The organism is Caenispirillum bisanense, assembly GCF_039523075.1.
Taxonomy (GTDB): domain Bacteria; phylum Pseudomonadota; class Alphaproteobacteria; order Rhodospirillales; family Rhodospirillaceae; genus Caenispirillum; species Caenispirillum bisanense.
This window is the reverse complement of sequence record NZ_BAAAEP010000043.1, coordinates 1-17,227: the sequence shown is the minus strand read 5'-3', so window position 1 is coordinate 17,227 and position 17,227 is coordinate 1. Positions and strand designations below refer to the sequence as shown.

Below are 17,227 nucleotides of genomic sequence, written 5' to 3'. Positions count from 1 at the left end.
GCGGACCCTGCGGCCCGCCCCCGGCACTCTCACACCGCCGTCACACCAGGTTCGGCAGCACCCGGTCGGGCGGCTTGTGGCCGTCGGAGAAGGTCTTGATGTTGATGAGCACCTTCTCGCCCATGTCGACGCGGCCCTCGATGGTGGCCGAGCCCATGTGCGGCAGCAGCACGCAGTTGTCGAGCGTCAGGAACTTGGGATTGATGCTCGGCTCCTGCTCGAACACGTCGAGGCCGGCGCCGGCCAGTTCGCCGCGCTGGAGCATGCGCAGGAGGGCGTTCTCGTCCACCACCTCGCCGCGGGCGGTGTTGACCAGATAGGCCGTCTCGCGCAGCAGCTTCAGCCGGCGCGCCGACAGCAGGTGATAGGTGCCGGGCGTGTGCGGGCAGTGGATGGAGATGACGTCCATGCGGGCGAGCATCTGGTCCAGGCTCTCCCAGTAGGTCGCTTCCAGTTCCTGCTCGATCTCCGGGTGGACGCGGCGGCGGTTGTGGTAGTGGATGGTCATGCCGAAGCCACGGGCGCGGCGCGCCACCGCCTGGCCGATGCGGCCCATGCCGATGATGCCGAGGCGCTTGCCGTGGATGCGGTGGCCGAGCATGTGGGTCGGGCTCCAGCCGGCCCACTTGCCGGAGCGGATCAGTCGCTCGCCTTCCGCCAGCCGGCGCGGCACCGCCAGGATCAGCGCCATGGTCATGTCGGCGGTGTCTTCGGTCAGCACGTCGGGGGTGTTGGTGACGGTGATGCCGCGGCTGTGGGCGGTGCCGAGGTCGATGTGGTCGACGCCGGTGCCGAAGTTGGCGATCAGGCGCAGGCGGTCGCCGGCCTGCCCGAGCACGCCGCTGTCCAGCCGGTCGGTGATGGTCGGCACCAGAACGTCCGCTTCCCGCACCGCGGCAATCAGTTCCTCACGGGTGAAGGCATGATCGTCATGGTTGAGGCGGCAGTCGAACAGCTCCATCATCCTGGTCTCGATCACGTCCGGCAGCTTGCGCGTGACGATGACCAGGGGCTTCTTGGCGACCATGATTTCCCTCCGAAAAGCCAAGCCGGCTCGGTACGGGTTTTGGCTTAGCAAGAGCGGGAACCGTTGTCCAGACATTGCGTTGCAGCACGCAATTTCGACACAACGTTTCGCGGCGCGCCGCCACGCTTGACCCGCAGGGCGAAGCAGTCCGTATAATGCGCCGCCACATGGGGGAAGCCGAGCAGCACACCATGACCACATCCGTCCGCGGCCTTTTGCTGGCCGCCGTCGCCGCGATCACCGTCGCGCTGCCCGTCGCCGCCGCCCGCGCCCAGGGCGCCGAGGGCACCGGCCTGCCGCTGCCGCGGTTCGTCTCGCTGCGGTCGGAGCAGGTGAACATGCGCACCGGCCCCGGCGTCCGTTATCCCATAGATTGGGTGTACATGCGGCGCGATCTTCCGGTGGAGGTGGTGCAGGAATTCGAAACCTGGCGCAAGATCCGCGACCCCGAGGGGGCGGAAGGCTGGGTCCACCAGAGCATGCTGTCGGGGCGGCGCACCGTCGTCACCCGCGCCGGCCCGGTGCCCCTGCGCCAGAGCGCCGCCGACGCCAGCGGCACCGTCGCCCTGCTGGAGGCCGGCGTGCAGGGCAACCTGGTCCAGTGCCCGCGCAACAACGACTATTGCCGAGTCGAGGTGAAGGGCCGGCAGGGCTGGCTGAAACGCGACGAGATCTGGGGCGTCTATCGTACCGAGTTCATCGACTGACGCGGCTTGCTGCGCCGCCGCCCGCCGTGCACACTGGCACGGCGCCCCGGCGGCACCGTCGGGCCCGTCGACCGCCGCCATCCCGGAGCCTGCCATGACTGCCGTGATCGCCTGCCGCCGTTGCCCGCCGGCCCTGCCCGCCGCCCGCCCGCCGCAGGACGGCCGCGGCCACGGCCCGGCAGGGGGTGCGGCGGCGTGACGGTCGACCTGCTGCCCGGCCAGACGACCGCCGCCCTGGCGGCCTTCGGCGGCGGCCTGCTGCTGCTGGTGCTGCTGCTGGTGCAGATGCGCGCCCGCCGCCTTGCCGAGGCCGAGGCGCAGCAGTGGCGCGTCCGCACCGCCGCCGTGACCGAGGCGCTGGGCGCCGCCCCCGACGGCCATTACCTGTGGTTTCACGGCGTCGACGACGGTGGCCTCGGCCAGTGCTCGCGCCGGCTGGCGGTGCTGCTCGGCCTGTTCAACGGCACCGAATCCGATTGGGACGACGTGCTCGACGGCTTCGGCGACCACGCCGGGCCGGTGCTGGGCGGTGCCGTCGCGGCGCTGCGGGCGGAAGGCGAGGGCTTCGACCTGGAACTGGAACACGCCGTCACCGGCCGCCGCATCCTCGCCCAGGGGGTGCGGGCGGTGCGCGACGACGGCACGCCGCTGGCCGACGTGGTGTGGATGCGCGACGTCACCGAAGGCACCAACGCGGTCGAGGGCCTGACCCGCGAAACCACTCACCTGGGCGCCGAGCGCGACCTGCTGCGCGCCGCCCTCGACGGCCTCGACTGCCCGGTGTGGCTGCGCGACGAGAACCTGTCGCTGATCTATGCCAACCGCGCCTACCAGCTGGCGGTGGATGCCGACGACCCGGCCCAGGCGGTGGCCGAGGGGCGCGAGCTGGCCTCCACCACCACCGCCCGCCGCCTGCGCGCCCTGGCCGCCGCCGCCCGCGCCGCCGGCGCCATGCGGCAGGACGCGGTGCCCATCGTGGTGCGCGGCAACCGCCGCCTGATGGAGGTGACGGAAACCCCCATCAACCTGCCGGCCCGCAGCCGTCACGACCTCGCCCGGCTGGTCACCGCCGGCCTCGCCTACGACGTCACCAGCCGCGAAGACCTCGCCAAGCGGCTGGCGCGCGAGGATGCCGCCCATGCCGAGGTGCTGGAGCGGCTGTCCACCGCCATCGCCATCTTCGACGGCGACACCCGCCTGCGCTTCTTCAACGTCGCCTTCGCCGAACTGTGGCGGCTCGACCCCGAATGGCTGGCCCAGGGGCCGCGCTACGGCGAGTTCCTGGAGGAGCTGCGGGCCCATCGCCAGCTGCCGGAAGTGGCCGATTACCCGGCCTACAAGGACGGCGAACTGGCCCGCTTCGCCCGCCAGCTGGACCCGACGGAAGACCTGCTGCACCTGCCCGACGGCTCCACCCTGCGGCGGGTGATCGCGCCGCACCCCATGGGCGGCCTGCTGTGCACCTTCGAGGACGTCACCGACCGGCTGGCGCTGGAACGCAGCTACAACACCCTCATCGCCGTCCACCGCGAAACCCTCGACCACCTGCGCGAGGCGGTGGCGGTGTTCGGCGACGACGGCCGCCTGCGCCTGTCCAACCCGGCCTTCGCCCGCATCTGGAGCCTCGCCCCGACCGACCTGACGCCGGCGCCGCACGTGGTGGCGCTGATCGACCGCCTGAGCACCCTGTTCGATGCCGAGGCCGAGGCCGACCGCCTGCGCGGCGTGCTGTCGCTGCCGGTGGGGGCGGCCGGCGAGCGCACCGCGCGCCGCGCCCGCCTCACCCGCGCCGATACGGTGGTGCTGGAGGCGGTGACGGTGCCGCTGCCCGACGGCGGCGTGCTCGCCACCTTCGCCGACGTCACCGCCAGCGCCCAGATGGAACGCGCCCTGCGCGACCGGGCCGAGGCCCTGACCGCCGCCGACCGCCTGAAGAGCCAGTTCCTCGCCAATGTGTCCTACGAGGTGCGGACGCCGCTGACCACCGTGTCGGGCTTCGCCGAGATCCTCGCCGACGGCTATTACGGCGAGCTGAACCCGCGCCAGATGGAATACGCCCGCGCCATGGCGGAAACCGCCCAGTCGCTCGTCACCCTCATCGACGACATCACCGACCTCGCCTCCATCGAGGCCGGCGAGCTGGCGCTGGAACTGGATGCCTTCGACGTCGGCGCCGCCCTGGCGAGCGTGCTGGCCCTGACGCGGGAGAGCATGCGCCGCAAGTCGGTGACCCTCAATTTCGACTGCCCGCCCGATACCGGCTGGATGGTGGCCGACGAGAAGCGGGTGAAGCAGGTGCTCTATCATCTGCTCGCCAACGCCGTGCGCTTCACCCCCCAGGGCGGCAGCGTCACCCTGGCGGCCCAGCGGGAGCGCGGCGACATCGTGTTCACCGTCGCCGATACCGGCACCGGCATTCCGGCCGGCGACCAGGACGCCATGTTCGCCACCTTCGCCCGCGGCCCCGGCTCGCCGGGACCGGGCCTCGGCCTGGCGCTGGTGAAGAGCTTCGTCGAGCTGCACGGCGGCACGGTGGAGCTGGTGTCGGTGCCCGGCGAAGGCACCACCGTCACCTGCCGCCTGCCCGCCGGGGCGAGCGCCGGGGCCGGGACCGGAACCGGGGCGGCAGGGGCCGGCGGGGCGGCGTGATCGCCCCTCTTGCACCGCCGGCGGCGGCGCGGCATGGTCCGGCCATGGTGATCCTCGACCTTCCCTGGCGTGACCCGCTGACCGCCTTCGCCCCGCTGGCCGGCGAGGAGGGGGCCGTGCTGCTCGATGCCGCCACCGCCGGCGACGACGACCGCGGCCGCCATGCCGCCGTCTGCGCCCGCCCGGCGGCGGTGGTGAGTCACCGCCTCGGCGACGGCGACCCCTTCGCCGCCCTGGCCGCCCTGCTGCCGCCGCAGCGCCCGGCGGTGCCCGGCCTGCCGCCGTTCCAGACCGGCGTCGTCGCCCTGCTCGGCTATGAGCTGGGCGGCGCGGTGGGACGCCTGCCGGCGCCGCTCCCCGACGACCTCGGCCTGCCCGACCTGTGGGCGGCGCGCTACGACACCCTCGCCCTGTTCGACCGCCGGCAGCGCCGCGCCTGGGTGGTCTCCGCCGAGGCCGAGGCCGCCGCCGCCGCCGCCGCCGACGGCCTCGCCGCCACCCCGCCGCCACCGCCGGACCCGACGCCGGTGCCCTGGCAGGCGGAGCGGCAGCGGCACGCGCACGAGGCGGCGGTGGCCCGCGTCATCGCCTTCATCGGCGCCGGCGTCATCTTCCAGGCCAACATCACCCAGCGCTTCCTCGGCACCCTGCCGCCGGGGCTGAGCCGCTTCGACCTCTACCGCCGCCTGCGCGCCGCCAGCCCGGCGCCCTTTGCCGCCTTCCTCAACCTGGGGGATGGCGCCGCCGTCGCCTCCGCCTCGCCGGAGCGGTTCCTGCGCCTGACCGCCGACGGGCGGGTGGAGACGCGGCCCATCAAGGGCACCCGGCCGCGCCGCGCCGACCCCGCCGCCGATGCCGCCGAGGCGCGGGCGCTGCAGGACAGCGCCAAGGACCGGGCGGAAAACCTGATGATCGTCGACCTGCTGCGCAACGACATCGGCCGCGTCTGCGAGATCGGCAGCGTGCGGGTGCCGGTGCTGTGCGGGCTGGAGAGCTTCGCCAGCGTGCATCATCTGGTGTCGGTGGTGGAAGGGCGCCTCGCCCCCGGCCGCACGGCGGTGGACCTGCTGCGCGCCTGCTTCCCCGGCGGATCGGTGACCGGCGCCCCCAAGGTGCGCGCCATGGAGATCATCGCCGAGCTGGAGCCGGCCCGCCGTGGCCCCTATTGCGGCAGCATCGCCTGGCTGGGGGCGGATGGCGGCATGGACTCCAGCATCATCATCCGCACCCTGTGCATCGGCACCTCCGGCCGGGTGGCGGCGCAGGCCGGCGGCGGCATCGTCGCCGACAGCGACCCGGCCGCCGAGCATGAGGAAAGCCTCACCAAGGCCGCCGCCCTGCTGCGGGCGCTCGACGGCGACGGCGCCGGCGGCCGCCACCCTCAGGAGACCCCGCTGCCATGACCACCGCCGCCCTGCCGTTCACCGTCACCCAGCCGCTGCTGGCCGCCGTGCTGGCCCACAACGGCACGCTGGCCCGCGCCTTTGCCGCCGTGCTGCCGGCCGGCTGCGTCATCCGCCACTGGCACGACCTGACGGCGGTGCTGGGCGAGGACGACCGACTCGACACCCTGCTCGCCGGCTTCAAGGGCAACAAGTCGGAACGGCTGGTGCTGGCCTGCGTGCTGATGTGCGCCGATTACGCCGGTCAGGCCGATGCGCTGATGCCGCGCGTCTTCACCAGCTGGGGCGGCATCGACGCCCGCAACCGCGCCCTGGTGCTCGACATGCTGGAAGCCCCCCACGACGATGACGACGACGCTGCAACCCCCGCCTGAAGGACGGCCGCAGGATCATTCCGATTAGGCAACAGCCGCGGGCCGGCGGCGCATGCGGGCTACGACTTTCGGTGTAGGTTGGGTATGCGTTCCGCCCAGGGTCAGAGGTGCGGAGTCGCCTCACCTGAGCCGAAGTGCTGTAATTCGCCTCCTGACGTCCAAAACCCGTGCGGATGCGCCACCAGAGCGCGTATCAAAAAGTCCGGCGGCGAAGTACCCGATCGGAGGAACGTTGCCATGTCGAAATCAAACCTCGCGGCGGCTGCACTGGCCGGCGCGCTCCTGACGGCGGCGGCATCGTCGGCGGCCGTCGCCCAGCAGCAGCAGCAGCAGGCCCCGGACGTCAAGCCGCTCATCACGCCGCAGTTCGTGCAGGAAATCCGGGCCTTCCTCGACGTGCCGGTGATCCGCATGTCCATCCAGGCCCAGAACGAGCGCCGCGCCGGCCTCAACCAGGCGGGCATCGATGCGCTCGACGCCGAATGGCGGGCCCAGCGCAAGGCCGACGACCAGCCGCTCATCGCCGCCACCCTGTCGAGCCCGGCGTCGTCCTACCTCACCCAGGTGCAGGCCAATGCCGGCGGGCTCTATGCCGCCCTGTTCGTCATGGACGCCCACGGCCTGAACGTCGGCCAGTCAGCCGTCACCTCCGACTACTGGCAGGGCGACGAGGACAAGTTCACCCGCACCTTCCCGGTCGGTCCCGACGCCGTGTTCGTCGACGCCCCCGAATTCGACGACGAGATGCAGGTGTGGATCGTGCAGGTCAACCTGACCCTGGCCGACAACGGCAAGGCCATCGGGACCGCCACCGTCGAAGTCAACGCCTACGAGCTGGCGCGCCGCGCCGGTGTCTCGTACTGATCCGCCGAGGTGCTGCCATGTCGCTCAACAACGTCCGCATCCCGGTCAAGATCGCCATCGCCTTCGCCAGCGTCTGCCTGGTGATCCTGGCCTCGGGGCTTGCCAACATCATCACCTTCAGCAAGCTCGACGCCGCCAACTCCCGCTTCGAGACCCTGGAGGCCTTCGCGCTGGAGGTGGATGCCTACAGCGAGATCCTGCCGCAGCAGCGCCAGCTGGTGCTGACCTTCATGCTGACCGGCGAACGCGCCCTGCTGACCGAGGTCGACACCCTGGAGCGCGAGCGCCAGTCCATGCGCGGCCGCATCGGCGGCGGCAATGCCATCGCCACCGGACCGCTGCAGGCCCTGTTCGCCGCCGACGACGCCCTGCGGACACAGGTGCTGGAGCCCCAGATCCGCCTGATGCGCAAGGCCGATACGGTCAACGAGGCGCGCGCCATCGAGATCACCACCCTGCCCGAGCGCCTGCTGCGCGCCCGCCAGCAGGCCGTGAAGGACCTGCAATCGGCCATTGACGGCGCCCTCGGCACCGCCCGCGGCGAGCAGATGGCCGCCGACGCGACGCTGGAAACGGTCACCTATGCCAGCGTGGTCATCGCCGTGGTGCTGGCCATCGCCCTCGGCCTCATCCTGTCGCGCGCCATCGCCACGCCGATCACCGGCATGAACGCCTTCATGCGCCGCCTCAGCGCCGGCGACCTCAGCGATTCCGCCATTCCCGGCAGCGGCCGCCGCGACGAGATCGGCAACATGGCCGAGGCGGTGGCGGTGTTCCGCGACGGCCTGATCCGCGCCCGCGACCTGGCGGAGGAACAGTCGCGCCACAGCGCCGAGCGCGAGCGCGAGCAGCAGGAACTGCAGCGTCTGGTGCAGTCCTTCGAAGGCACGGTGGTGGGCGTGCTCGACGGCCTCAGCCGCGCCGACCATCTGCTGCGCGAAACGGCCGACCGCATGACGGAAGGCGCCGGCCACACCATCGCCACCGCCGATGCCGCCCGCACCGCCGCCACCGGCGCCTCGCAGGACGTCAACACCGTCGCCGCCAGTTCGGAGGAACTGTCCACCTCCATCCAGGAAATCGCCCGCCGCGTCGCCGAGGCCACCACCGTCGCCTCGCGCGGGGTCGCCGAGGCCGATGCCGGCTCGCGCGAGATCGCCCAGCTGGACGAAAGCGTCGCCCGCATCGGCGAGGTGGTCGGCCTGATCAACGACATCGCCAGCCAGACCAACCTGCTGGCGCTCAACGCCACCATCGAGGCGGCCCGCGCCGGCGATGCCGGCAAGGGCTTCGCCGTCGTCGCCAACGAGGTCAAGGGCCTCGCCACCCAGACCGCCCGCGCGACGGAAGACGTCGGCCGCCAGATCGCCGCCATCCAGGACGCCACCCGCAAGGCGGTCAGCGCCATCGACCGCGTCTCCGGCATCATCCGCGAGATCGACGAGATTTCCTCCAACATCGCCGCGGCGGTGGAGGAACAGGGCGCCGCCACGGCGGAAATCGCCCGCGGCGCCGAACACACCGCCACCGCCACCCAGTCGGTGGTGGAGGTGATGGACGACCTGCGCAACGCCGCCGAGGACTCCGGCCGCGTCGCCAAGGACATCGCCGCCTCGTCGCAGCAGATCAGCAACCAGTCGACCAAGCTGAAGCAGGAGGTGCGGGAATTCCTCACCTCCGTCAGTTCCGCCCACGCCCACGACGGCGGCGCGGCGCCGCAGCTGGTGGAATTCGGCGATGCCCACGTGTTCGGCGTGCCGGCCATCGACGAGGAACACCGCCACCTGATGGAGGTCACCAACGACCTCTACCGCGCCATCAAGTCGGGCACCGACCAGTCGGTGCTGGACCGCTGCTTCACCCACCTGAAGAGCTATTCCGAGGACCACTTCGCCAAGGAAGACGCCTACATGACCCGCACCGGCTATCCGGCGGCGGAGGAGCACCGGCGCCACCACGCCCAGTTCATCGAGCGGCTGGAGCGGCTCTATGCCTCCTACCGCGGCGGCGACCGCACCGCCGGCATGGACCTGCTGGCGCTGCTCGGCAACTGGTGGCGCAACCACATGGAGGACGACGACGCCCGCCTGGCGAAGTTCGTCCGCTCCCGCGGCGGCGCCAAGGCCGCCTGACCACCGTGCCGGGGACGGGGGAGGCGGCGGCGCAGCGCGTCAGCGCGTCTCCCCCAGGCACAGCAGCACCGCCCGGCGGGCCTCCGGTTCCGGCGGCACGCCGATGCGGTCGATGAGGTCTTCCGGGTCCGCCGCCTGCCGCCCGTGGCGGATCACCTCGGCCGCGAAGCAGCGGCAGAACGCCTGCTTGACCACCGGCGTGGCGTCCAGGCGGGCGATGGCGGCATCCTGGCGGCCGTCGGGCGGCTGCATGCAGGCCGCCTCCACCGCCACCTCCGCCTGCAGCCGCAGGGCCGCCACCTGCTCGGCGGCGGCAGCGGCGGCGGGCGGCGGGGCGGCGGCCAGCACCGCCCACAGCGACAGCAGCACGAGCGCGATCAGGCGCATCATTAGCGACGACGACATCGGACGCAGGCTCTCCCTCGGCACGATCACGGGACCGGCCCAGCCTGCCGCCGCCCTGGCTGGCGGGCAAAGGCGCATCGGGCGGAAGCCGATGGAGGGACATCGGGCCGCGCCGCAGACACGACGATACCGCCGCCGGACAAGCCGGACGGGCGGGCGATGACGGTGCTTTTAAAGGGGGAAAGTGGCTCCGGCGGTAGGATTCGAACCTACAACCCTGCGATTAACAGTCGCATGCTCTACCGTTGAGCTACGCCGGATCAGCCTTGGAGGCCCGCGATTTACCGAACTGCGGCAGGCTTGTAAAGAACTTTTTCGCAAGCCCGCGAAAAGGATGCCGCCTCAGAAGTCCAGGTCGGCATAGTGGGCCGGGGCGGGGATGCCGGGGATCACCTCGTTGACGATGGGCCGGAAGCTCGGGCGCGACTTCACGCGGGCGTACCAGTCCTTGGCCAGCGGGTGTTCGTCCCACGGCACGTCGCCGGCGTAGTCGACCAGCGACAGATGACAGGCGGCGGTGAGGTCGGCCAGCGACAGGGTGTCGCCGGCCAGCCACGTCCGCCGCTCGGTCAGCCAGGCGATGTACTGCAGGTGGATGTGGATGTTGGCGCGGCCGGCGCGGATGGCGCGGCTGTCCGGCGCGCTGCCGCCGCGCACCCGCTTGGTCAGCTTCTCGCCGGCGCTGGTGAGGGTGACCTCGGCATTGAACTTGTGGTCGAACCAGTCCACCAGCCGCCGCACCTCCGCCCGCTGCAGCGGGTCGGTGCCGATCAGGCTGTGGCCGCCGTAGGCTTCGTCGGCGTACTCGCAGATGGCGGTGGCGCCGCAGATGACCGGGCCTTCCGCCTCCACCAGAACGGGCACCTCGCCGGCCGGGTTGAGGGCCAGGAAGTCATCCGGCCGCTCCCAGTCGCGGACGATGATCTCGTCGAAGTCGAGGCCCTTTTCCTTCAAAACCACGCGAGCCTTGCGGGCGAAGGGGCTTAGACAATGGTAATAGAGGACACGCATGGCCAATCTATTTACCCTACGCCACGGCGGGCGCAAGGGGCATCGCGCATGGTCGCCGCCGCACCGCCGCTTCGCGCTCGCATCGTCCACCGCCTTGGGCTATCCTCCGCCGCCATGAGCCAGCAGAACGACACCACCCATTTCGGGTTCCGCACCGTCCGCACCGAGGAAAAGCAGACCCTCGTGCGTCAGGTTTTCGACTCGGTCGCCGGGCGCTACGACCTGATGAACGACCTGATGAGCGGCGGCATCCATCGGCTGTGGAAGAACGCGCTCATCGACTGGATGAACCCGCAGCCGGGCCAGCACCTGCTGGACGTGGCCGGCGGCACCGGCGACATCGCCTTCCGCTTCCTCGACCGCGCCGGCCACATCGGCCGCGTCCGCCGGGCGGAGAAGCGCAACGCCGGCGACGACGCGCCCGAGCCGCCGCCGGGCCGGGCCGAGGCGTCGGTCATCGTCTGCGACATCAATGCCGAGATGCTGAAGGTCGGCCGCGGCCGCGCCACCGACCAGGGGCGCCTCGGCGGGCTCGACTGGGCCTGCGGCAATGCCGAGAGCCTGCCGTTCCCCGACCGCAGCTTCGACCTCTATACCATCGCCTTCGGCCTGCGCAACGTCACCCACATCGACACGGCGCTGGCCGAGGCCCGCCGCGTGCTGAAGCCGGGCGGCCGCTTCTTCTGCCTGGAGTTTTCCCGCGTCGTGGTGCCGGGCATGGATGCCGCCTACGACGTCTACAGCTTCAAGGTGCTGCCGGTGCTGGGGCAGGTGGTGGCCCGCAACCGCGAGGCCTATCAGTACCTGGCCGAGAGCATCCGCCGCTTTCCGCCGCAGGACCGGCTGGTGGAGATGATGAAGGACGCCGGCTTCGGCCAGGTCCGCTATCGCAACCTGTCGGGCGGCATCGCCTGCATCCATTCCGGCTGGCGCATTTGACGAAGGCGGGCGCGACCACACCATGATCCGTACCGTCAGGAACCTCGGCCGGCTGTTCGAAATCGCCCGCGTGCTGGCCCGTCACGACGCCCTGTTCCCGCTGGAGAAGATCGGCGTGGCGCGGGAGGTGGCGGCCTTCGCCAAGCTGTTCAGCCGCCGCAACGTGCCCGGCCGGCCCGGCCAGCGGCTGGCGCGGGCGCTGTCGCAGCTCGGCCCCAGCTTCATCAAGCTCGGGCAGGCGCTGTCCACCCGCCCCGACCTGATGGGCGAGGAAGTGGCCACCGACCTGTCGGAACTGCAGGACAAGCTGCCGCCGTTCCCGTTCAGCGAGGTGGAGAAGATCTTCGCGGCGGAGTTCGACCAGCCCATCGCCACGCTGTTCACCAGCTTCGACACCACGCCCGTCGCCGCCGCCTCCATCGCCCAGGTCCACTTCGCCACCACCACCGACGGCCGCGAGGTGGCGGTGAAGGTGCTGCGCCCCGGCGTCGAGGAGCAGATCGCCCGCGACCTCGACATGATGTACTGGATCGCCGGCATCGTTGAGGCGACCCAGCCGGGCCTGCGCCGCCTGAAGCCGGTGGAGAGCGTGCGGGCGTTCGAGGATTCGGTGACGCTGGAGATGGACCTGCGCTTCGAGGCCGCCGCGGCGGCCGAGATGGCGGACAACTTCGCCGGCGACCCCACCTTCCAGGTGCCGCAGATCGACTGGCAGCGCACCGGCAAGCGCATCATGACGTCGCAGCGCGTCGCCGGCATTCCGACCGACGAGCGCGACACCGTCATCGCCGCCGGCATCGACCCGACGGCGGTGGTGGCGAAGGCGGCCAACGCCTTCTTCAACATGGTGTTCCGCGACGGCTTCTTCCACGCCGACATGCACCCCGGCAACCTGTTCGTCAATGCCGACGGCAATCTGGTGGCGGTGGACTTCGGCATCATGGGCCGGGTGGACGTGCAGACCCGCCGCTACCTGGGGGAGATGCTGCTCGGCTTCCTGACCGGCAACTACCGCCGGGTCGCCGAAATTCATTTCGAGGCCGGATACGTGCCGGCGGACAAGTCGGTGGATGCCTTCACCCAGGCGGCGCGCTCCATCGCCGAGCCGATCTTCGGCAAGCCCATGCGCGACATCTCCATCGCCCGCCTGCTCGGCCAGCTGTTCGCGGTGACCGAGACCTTCCAGATGGAGGCGCAGCCGCAGCTGCTGCTGCTGCAGAAGTCCATGCTGGTGGCGGAAGGCGTCGGCCGCCGCATGGCGCCGGAACTGAACATGTGGGAACTGGCCCAGCCGCTCATCGAGGACTGGATGCGCGACAACCTGGGGCCGGAAGCGCGCATCCGCGACACCGTCGGCGGCATGGTCAACACGCTGGAAAAGCTGCCGAAGATGATCGACGAGGGGGAGAAGGTGGCGGCCATGATCACCTCCGGCGGTCTGCGGCTGCACCCCGACACCCTGGCGGCGCTGACCGGCCAGCGGGTGGCGCGGCGCACCCGCATGAACGTGCTGATGATCCTGCCCTGGCTGCTGGTGGTGGTGCTGCTGTTCCTGCTGGCGCGGTAAGACCAGGCTCAGGCGGCGCGCGGTCGCGCTTGCCAAGCGGCAAGGGGTCTCCCATCGCCGCTTGGAAAGTTATTCTGGCGGAAGGGGTATCCGGCGGTCGATCGGGCTAAGGCGAAAGCTCGCTGGCGGGTGGGGAAGGGCGGCCCTAGGCTGCGGGGTGCCTCCTCCGCCACCGCGCCAGCCGGGAACCGCCGCATGACCCAAGCCGCCGCCGCCCGCCCGTTCCAGGACAGCAACGTCGTCGTCTTCCCCGGCCCGCGCCGCTCCGGCGCCGCCTACGGCCTGCGTCCACTGGGGCTGGAGGCGATGGAACGGCGCATCGTCAGCGCCTTCACCGCCTGGCCGGCGACGGCGGTGGAACGGCGGGTCATCGCCGCCATGGCCGCCAGCCCCGGCGCCAAGACGGAAGAGCTGTCCCGCCTGCTCGGCCACACCGGCGACACCTATGCGCTGCTGGTGAAGGGCATGGTGGCCGGTCGCGCGCCCTGGCTGGACGACGGCCGCGACGGCATGGGCGGGCTGGTGGCGCTGTACAACCCCTTCGTCGGCACCTGGCGCCTGCGCCCCGCCGCCCGCGCCGCCTTCACGACCCTGCGGTATCTGTAACCGCTCCCCCTCCCCTGCGGCTCGGCATCCATAGCAGGCCGCGGTTTCCCTCGCCCGTTCCGGGGCCGGGACGATCCCCCTCGGGACCGGGGCGGGTGGTGCCGCGCGCCGCCGGCAAAAACCCCCTCCTTCCGCCTTGCCATCGGGCGCCGCGATCGCTAGGTTAACCACACCTTCATCGCGTTAAATTGATGGAAATTCTCCATGCTCGACGGGCGGCGCGTCCTGCTTATCATCACCGGCGGCATTGCGGCCTATAAGTCGCTGGAGCTGATCCGCCGCCTGCGCGACCGCGGGGTGCGGGTGCGCTGCATCCTCACCAAGGGCGGGGCGCAGTTCGTCACGCCGCTGGCGGTGGCGGCGCTGTCGGAGGAAAAGGTCTATCAGGACCTGTTCTCCCTCACCGACGAATCGGAAATGGGCCACATCCGCCTGTCGCGCGAGGCCGATCTGGTGGTGGTGGCGCCGGCCACCGCCGACGTGCTGGCCCGGATGGCCGCCGGCATGGCCGACGATCTGGCCACCACCGCCCTGCTCGCCACCGACAAGCCGGTGCTGGTCGCCCCGGCCATGAACACCATGATGTGGACCCACCCCGCCACCCGGGACAATCTGGCGACGCTGACGCGGCGCGGCGTGCGCACCGTCGGCCCCAATGCCGGCGATCTGGCCTGCGGCGAGGTCGGCGCCGGCCGCATGGCCGAGGTGCCGGAGATCATCGCCGCCGTCGAGGCCTTCTTCGCCGAATCGGCGGCGCCGAAGCCGCTGGCCGGCCGCCGCGCCGTGGTCACCAGCGGCCCGACGGTGGAGGCCATCGACCCGGTGCGGTTCATCGCCAACCGGTCCTCCGGCAAGCAGGGCCACGCCGTCGCGGCGGCGCTGGCGGCGCTGGGGGCGGAGGTGACGCTGGTCAGCGGCCCGGTCACCATCCCCGATCCCGCCGGCGTGCGCGTGGCGCGGGTGGAAAGCGCCCGCGACATGCTGGCCGCCTGCGAGGCGGCGCTGCCGGCCGACATCCTGGTGTGCGCCGCCGCCGTCGCCGACTGGCGGGTGGAAGCGGCCGGCCAGAAGCTGAAGAAGCAGCCGGGCGGCGCCCCGCCGGCCCTGGTGCTGAGCGAGAACCCCGACATCCTCGCCACCCTGTCGCGGCCCGGCCCGCGCCGGCCGGCCCTGGTGGTCGGTTTCGCTGCCGAAACGGAAACCGTGGTGGCCCATGCGGTGGACAAGCGCCGCCGCAAGGGCTGCGACTGGATTCTCGCCAACGACGTCTCGCCCGCCACCGGCACCTTCGGCGGCGACGACAACACCCTGCACCTCATCACCGACCACGGCGTCGAGGACTGGCCGCGCCTGTCCAAGCAGGCCGCCGCCGAGCGCCTCGCCGCCCGCATCGCCGCCGCCCTCGGCGCCGAGCCCGTCAAGGAGCCCGCATGACCGCCGCCTCCCCCGCCACGGCCGCCACCACCACCGCCACGGTGGCCGTCACCCGCCTGCCGCACGCCGCCGACCTGCCGCTGCCGGCCTACGAGACCGCCCATGCCGCCGGCATGGACCTGCGCGCCGCCCTGCCGGCGGACGAACCGCTCACCCTGCCGCCCATGGGCCGCGCCCTGGTGCCGACCGGCCTCGCCATGGCCCTGCCGGAGGGGTTCGAGGCGCAGGTGCGGCCGCGCTCCGGCCTTGCCGCCAAATACGGCGTCACCGTGCTCAACAGCCCCGGCACGGTGGACGCCGATTATCGCGGCGAGGTGAAGGTCATCCTGGTCAACCTGGGCGATGCGCCGTTCACCATCGCCCGCGGCGACCGCATCGCCCAGATGATCGTCGCCCCGGTCACCCGCGCCGAGTGGACGGAGGTCGCCACCCTGCCGGACACCGCGCGCGGCGCCGGCGGCTTCGGCTCCACCGGCATCGCCGCCCGGCCCGCCGCCACCGCCTGAGCCGTTTCCCCCTCTCTCCCGCCCCTACCCGGAACCCGTTGCCATGCTGCGTCCGTCGAAGAAACTGCTGTTCGCCATCGAGGCGGTGCTCGACATCGCCTACCACGCCGGCGGCGAGCCGGTGCAGAGCCGCGAAATCACCCGCCGCCAGGGCATTCCCCGGCGCTATCTGGAACAGACCCTGCAGCACCTGGTGCGCTCCGGCATCCTGGTCGGCGTGCGGGGGCCGAAGGGCGGCTACCGCCTCGCCCGCGAGCGCCGGCGGGTGACGGTGGGGGAAATCGTGCGGGTGGTCCACGCCATGGAGGCGCCGGAAGACCCCTACAAGGACCTGCCCGGCAGCCCGCTCGGCCTCACCGTGGTGCGGCCCATGTGGGCGGAGCTGCAGGAAGACCTCATGCAGCGGCTCGATTCGGTGACCATTGATGAGCTGTGTACCAAGGCCTACCAGGGCGGGTTGCGCAGCGAGGCCCACGAGGCGATGGATTTCACCATCTGAATCAACCTGTTACCTCCAGCCGGCCCGGCCCTGCCGCGGCCGGCATTGCATTTCCTGATCACGGCCCTATAAATACAGTCACGAATGATGTTTGCCTGAAGAACTACACTCAGAAACGGGGAATTTCACCATGAGCCAGCCCGAGTTCCGCGGCAAGGTGTACGACACCATCCTCGACACCATCGGCGCCACGCCGCTGGTGCGCCTGAACCGCATTGCCGAGGAAGCCGGCGCCAAGGCGACCGTGCTCGGCAAGTGCGAGTTCTTCAACCCGCTCGCCAGCGTCAAGGACCGCATCGGCCTGGCCATGATCGAGGCCGCCGAGGCCGACGGCCGCATCACCAAGGACACCGTGCTGGTGGAGCCGACGTCGGGCAACACCGGCATCGCGCTGGCCTTCGTGGCCGCCGCCAAGGGCTACAAGCTGATCCTCACCATGCCGGAAAGCATGTCGCTGGAGCGTCGCAAGATGCTCAAGCACCTGGGCGCCGAGCTGGTGCTCACCCCGGCCGCCAACGGCATGAAGGGTGCCGTCGCCCGCGCCGAGGAACTGGTGAAGGAACTGCCCAACGCCATCATCCTGCAGCAGTTCGAGAACCCGGCGAACCCGGCCATCCACCGCCGCTCCACCGCCGAGGAAATCTGGCGTGACACCAACGGCGCCGCCGACGTGCTGATCTCCGGCGTCGGCACCGGCGGCACGCTGACCGGCGTCGGCGCCGTGCTGAAGGAGCGCAAGCCCGGCTTCAAGGTCATCGCCGTCGAGCCCGAGGACAGCCCGGTGCTGTCCGGCGGCGCCCCCGGCCCGCACAAGATCCAGGGCATCGGCGCCGGCTTCGTCCCGGGCGTGCTGGAACGCGGCCTGATCGACGAAGTGCTGAAGATCGGCAACGAGACCGCCTTCGCCACCGCCCGCAAGGCGGCCCGCCTGGACGGCCTGCCGCTCGGCATCTCCGGCGGCGCGGCGGTGGCGGCGGCGCTGGAAGTGGCGGCGCGCGACGACATGGCCGGCAAGACCATCGTCGTCATCCTGCCGTCCTTCGCCGAGCGCTACCTGTCGACGGCCCTGTTCGAGGATGCTTGATGTCAGGCAGGTTTGAGTGG

General features: G+C 71.4%; 16 protein-coding genes and 1 tRNA gene. 13 read left to right on the top strand and 4 right to left on the bottom strand.

Features of this window, described 5'->3' with window-relative positions; genetic code table 11:
- Window positions 1–40: 40 nt before the first annotated feature.
- Window positions 41–1,027 (bottom strand): 2-hydroxyacid dehydrogenase, encoded by a 987-nt coding sequence (locus ABD056_RS16895; protein ID WP_343868517.1) that lies wholly within the window; start codon window positions 1,025–1,027, stop codon window positions 41–43.
- Between the two features lie 191 nt (window positions 1,028–1,218).
- On the opposite strand from ABD056_RS16895, the gene ABD056_RS16890 reads away from it, so the two are divergent.
- The 6 genes from ABD056_RS16890 (at window position 1,219) to ABD056_RS16865 (ending at window position 9,156) form a co-directional block, all read left to right on the top strand.
- A complete protein-coding gene (locus tag ABD056_RS16890; RefSeq protein ID WP_343868515.1) occupies window positions 1,219–1,734 on the top strand; it encodes an SH3 domain-containing protein in 516 nt (171 codons plus the stop codon).
- A 195-nt stretch (window positions 1,735–1,929) separates the two neighbouring features.
- The gene (locus tag ABD056_RS16885) at window positions 1,930–4,383 is read left to right on the top strand and encodes a sensor histidine kinase (protein ID WP_343868513.1); all 2,454 of its coding nucleotides are present in this window, start codon (window positions 1,930–1,932) and stop codon (window positions 4,381–4,383) included.
- A 44-nt stretch (window positions 4,384–4,427) separates the two neighbouring features.
- Window positions 4,428–5,786 carry an aminodeoxychorismate synthase component I gene (gene pabB / locus ABD056_RS16880; protein WP_343868581.1) on the top strand — a complete coding sequence of 453 codons (1,359 nt, stop codon included), beginning with the start codon at window positions 4,428–4,430 and terminating at the stop codon, window positions 5,784–5,786.
- Entirely contained in the window at window positions 5,783–6,160 is a 378-nt protein-coding gene (locus ABD056_RS16875; protein WP_343868511.1) for a hypothetical protein, read from the top strand. The genes pabB and ABD056_RS16875 overlap by 4 nt, the downstream gene beginning before the upstream one ends.
- A gap of 237 nt (window positions 6,161–6,397) precedes the next feature.
- Window positions 6,398–7,024, top strand: a complete 627-nt coding sequence (locus ABD056_RS16870) for a hypothetical protein (RefSeq protein ID WP_343868509.1) — start codon at window positions 6,398–6,400, stop codon at window positions 7,022–7,024.
- Window positions 7,025–7,041: 17 nt separating this feature from the next.
- Window positions 7,042–9,156, top strand: coding sequence for a bacteriohemerythrin (locus ABD056_RS16865; RefSeq protein WP_343868508.1), 2,115 nt, complete (start codon window positions 7,042–7,044; stop codon window positions 9,154–9,156).
- 39 nt (window positions 9,157–9,195) lie between these two features.
- Here the strand turns inward: ABD056_RS16865 and ABD056_RS16860 are convergent, their stop codons facing one another.
- The 3 genes from ABD056_RS16860 to ABD056_RS16850 all read right to left on the bottom strand — a co-directional run bounded on the left by ABD056_RS16860 (window position 9,196) and on the right by ABD056_RS16850 (window position 10,572).
- Entirely contained in the window at window positions 9,196–9,561 is a 366-nt protein-coding gene (locus tag ABD056_RS16860) for a hypothetical protein (RefSeq protein ID WP_343868507.1), read from the bottom strand.
- A gap of 185 nt (window positions 9,562–9,746) precedes the next feature.
- Window positions 9,747–9,821: transfer RNA gene (locus tag ABD056_RS16855), tRNA-Asn, on the bottom strand.
- An 82-nt stretch (window positions 9,822–9,903) separates the two neighbouring features.
- Window positions 9,904–10,572, bottom strand: a complete 669-nt coding sequence (locus ABD056_RS16850; RefSeq protein WP_343868505.1) for a glutathione S-transferase family protein — start codon at window positions 10,570–10,572, stop codon at window positions 9,904–9,906.
- Between the two features lie 114 nt (window positions 10,573–10,686).
- On the opposite strand from ABD056_RS16850, the gene ubiE reads away from it, so the two are divergent.
- From ubiE to cysK, 7 genes are all read left to right on the top strand, one after another.
- Entirely contained in the window at window positions 10,687–11,511 is an 825-nt protein-coding gene (gene ubiE, locus ABD056_RS16845; protein WP_343868578.1) for a bifunctional demethylmenaquinone methyltransferase/2-methoxy-6-polyprenyl-1,4-benzoquinol methylase UbiE, read from the top strand.
- A 22-nt stretch (window positions 11,512–11,533) separates the two neighbouring features.
- On the top strand, window positions 11,534–13,078 hold the full coding sequence (ubiB, locus tag ABD056_RS16840) for a 2-polyprenylphenol 6-hydroxylase (protein WP_343868503.1): 1,545 nt from the start codon (window positions 11,534–11,536) through the stop codon (window positions 13,076–13,078).
- 195 nt (window positions 13,079–13,273) lie between these two features.
- Complete coding sequence (locus tag ABD056_RS16835; RefSeq protein ID WP_343868501.1) at window positions 13,274–13,684, top strand: hypothetical protein; 411 nt, start codon at window positions 13,274–13,276, stop codon at window positions 13,682–13,684.
- 204 nt (window positions 13,685–13,888) lie between these two features.
- On the top strand, window positions 13,889–15,118 hold the full coding sequence (gene coaBC, locus ABD056_RS16830; RefSeq protein ID WP_343868499.1) for a bifunctional phosphopantothenoylcysteine decarboxylase/phosphopantothenate--cysteine ligase CoaBC: 1,230 nt from the start codon (window positions 13,889–13,891) through the stop codon (window positions 15,116–15,118).
- Window positions 15,115–15,624 (top strand): dUTP diphosphatase, encoded by a 510-nt coding sequence (dut, locus tag ABD056_RS16825; RefSeq protein ID WP_343868496.1) that lies wholly within the window; start codon window positions 15,115–15,117, stop codon window positions 15,622–15,624. The genes coaBC and dut overlap by 4 nt, the downstream gene beginning before the upstream one ends.
- Before the next feature lie 43 nt (window positions 15,625–15,667).
- Window positions 15,668–16,123, top strand: a complete 456-nt coding sequence (locus tag ABD056_RS16820; RefSeq protein WP_343868494.1) for an RrF2 family transcriptional regulator — start codon at window positions 15,668–15,670, stop codon at window positions 16,121–16,123.
- A gap of 130 nt (window positions 16,124–16,253) precedes the next feature.
- Window positions 16,254–17,207 (top strand): cysteine synthase A, encoded by a 954-nt coding sequence (cysK, locus tag ABD056_RS16815; RefSeq protein WP_343868493.1) that lies wholly within the window; start codon window positions 16,254–16,256, stop codon window positions 17,205–17,207.
- Window positions 17,208–17,227: the final 20 nt, after the last annotated feature.

Excerpts from the sequence above, each read along its gene's own strand:
- ABD056_RS16835 (WP_343868501.1), top strand. The coding sequence starts at position 13,274 with ATGACCCAAGCCGCCGCCGCCCGCCCGTTCCAGGACAGCAACGTCGTC.
- ABD056_RS16865 (WP_343868508.1), top strand. The coding sequence starts at position 7,042 with ATGTCGCTCAACAACGTCCGCATCCCGGTCAAGATCGCCATCGCCTTC.
- ABD056_RS16875 (WP_343868511.1), top strand. The coding sequence starts at position 5,783 with ATGACCACCGCCGCCCTGCCGTTCACCGTCACCCAGCCGCTGCTGGCC.
- ABD056_RS16890 (WP_343868515.1), top strand. The coding sequence starts at position 1,219 with ATGACCACATCCGTCCGCGGCCTTTTGCTGGCCGCCGTCGCCGCGATC.
- ubiB (WP_343868503.1), top strand. The coding sequence starts at position 11,534 with ATGATCCGTACCGTCAGGAACCTCGGCCGGCTGTTCGAAATCGCCCGC.
- ABD056_RS16820 (WP_343868494.1), top strand. The coding sequence starts at position 15,668 with ATGCTGCGTCCGTCGAAGAAACTGCTGTTCGCCATCGAGGCGGTGCTC.
- pabB (WP_343868581.1), top strand. The coding sequence starts at position 4,428 with ATGGTGATCCTCGACCTTCCCTGGCGTGACCCGCTGACCGCCTTCGCC.
- ABD056_RS16860 (WP_343868507.1), bottom strand. The coding sequence starts at position 9,561 with ATGTCGTCGTCGCTAATGATGCGCCTGATCGCGCTCGTGCTGCTGTCG.
- dut (WP_343868496.1), top strand. The coding sequence starts at position 15,115 with ATGACCGCCGCCTCCCCCGCCACGGCCGCCACCACCACCGCCACGGTG.
- ubiE (WP_343868578.1), top strand. The coding sequence starts at position 10,687 with ATGAGCCAGCAGAACGACACCACCCATTTCGGGTTCCGCACCGTCCGC.
- coaBC (WP_343868499.1), top strand. The coding sequence starts at position 13,889 with ATGCTCGACGGGCGGCGCGTCCTGCTTATCATCACCGGCGGCATTGCG.
- cysK (WP_343868493.1), top strand. The coding sequence starts at position 16,254 with ATGAGCCAGCCCGAGTTCCGCGGCAAGGTGTACGACACCATCCTCGAC.
- ABD056_RS16895 (WP_343868517.1), bottom strand. The coding sequence starts at position 1,027 with ATGGTCGCCAAGAAGCCCCTGGTCATCGTCACGCGCAAGCTGCCGGAC.
- ABD056_RS16850 (WP_343868505.1), bottom strand. The coding sequence starts at position 10,572 with ATGCGTGTCCTCTATTACCATTGTCTAAGCCCCTTCGCCCGCAAGGCT.
- ABD056_RS16870 (WP_343868509.1), top strand. The coding sequence starts at position 6,398 with ATGTCGAAATCAAACCTCGCGGCGGCTGCACTGGCCGGCGCGCTCCTG.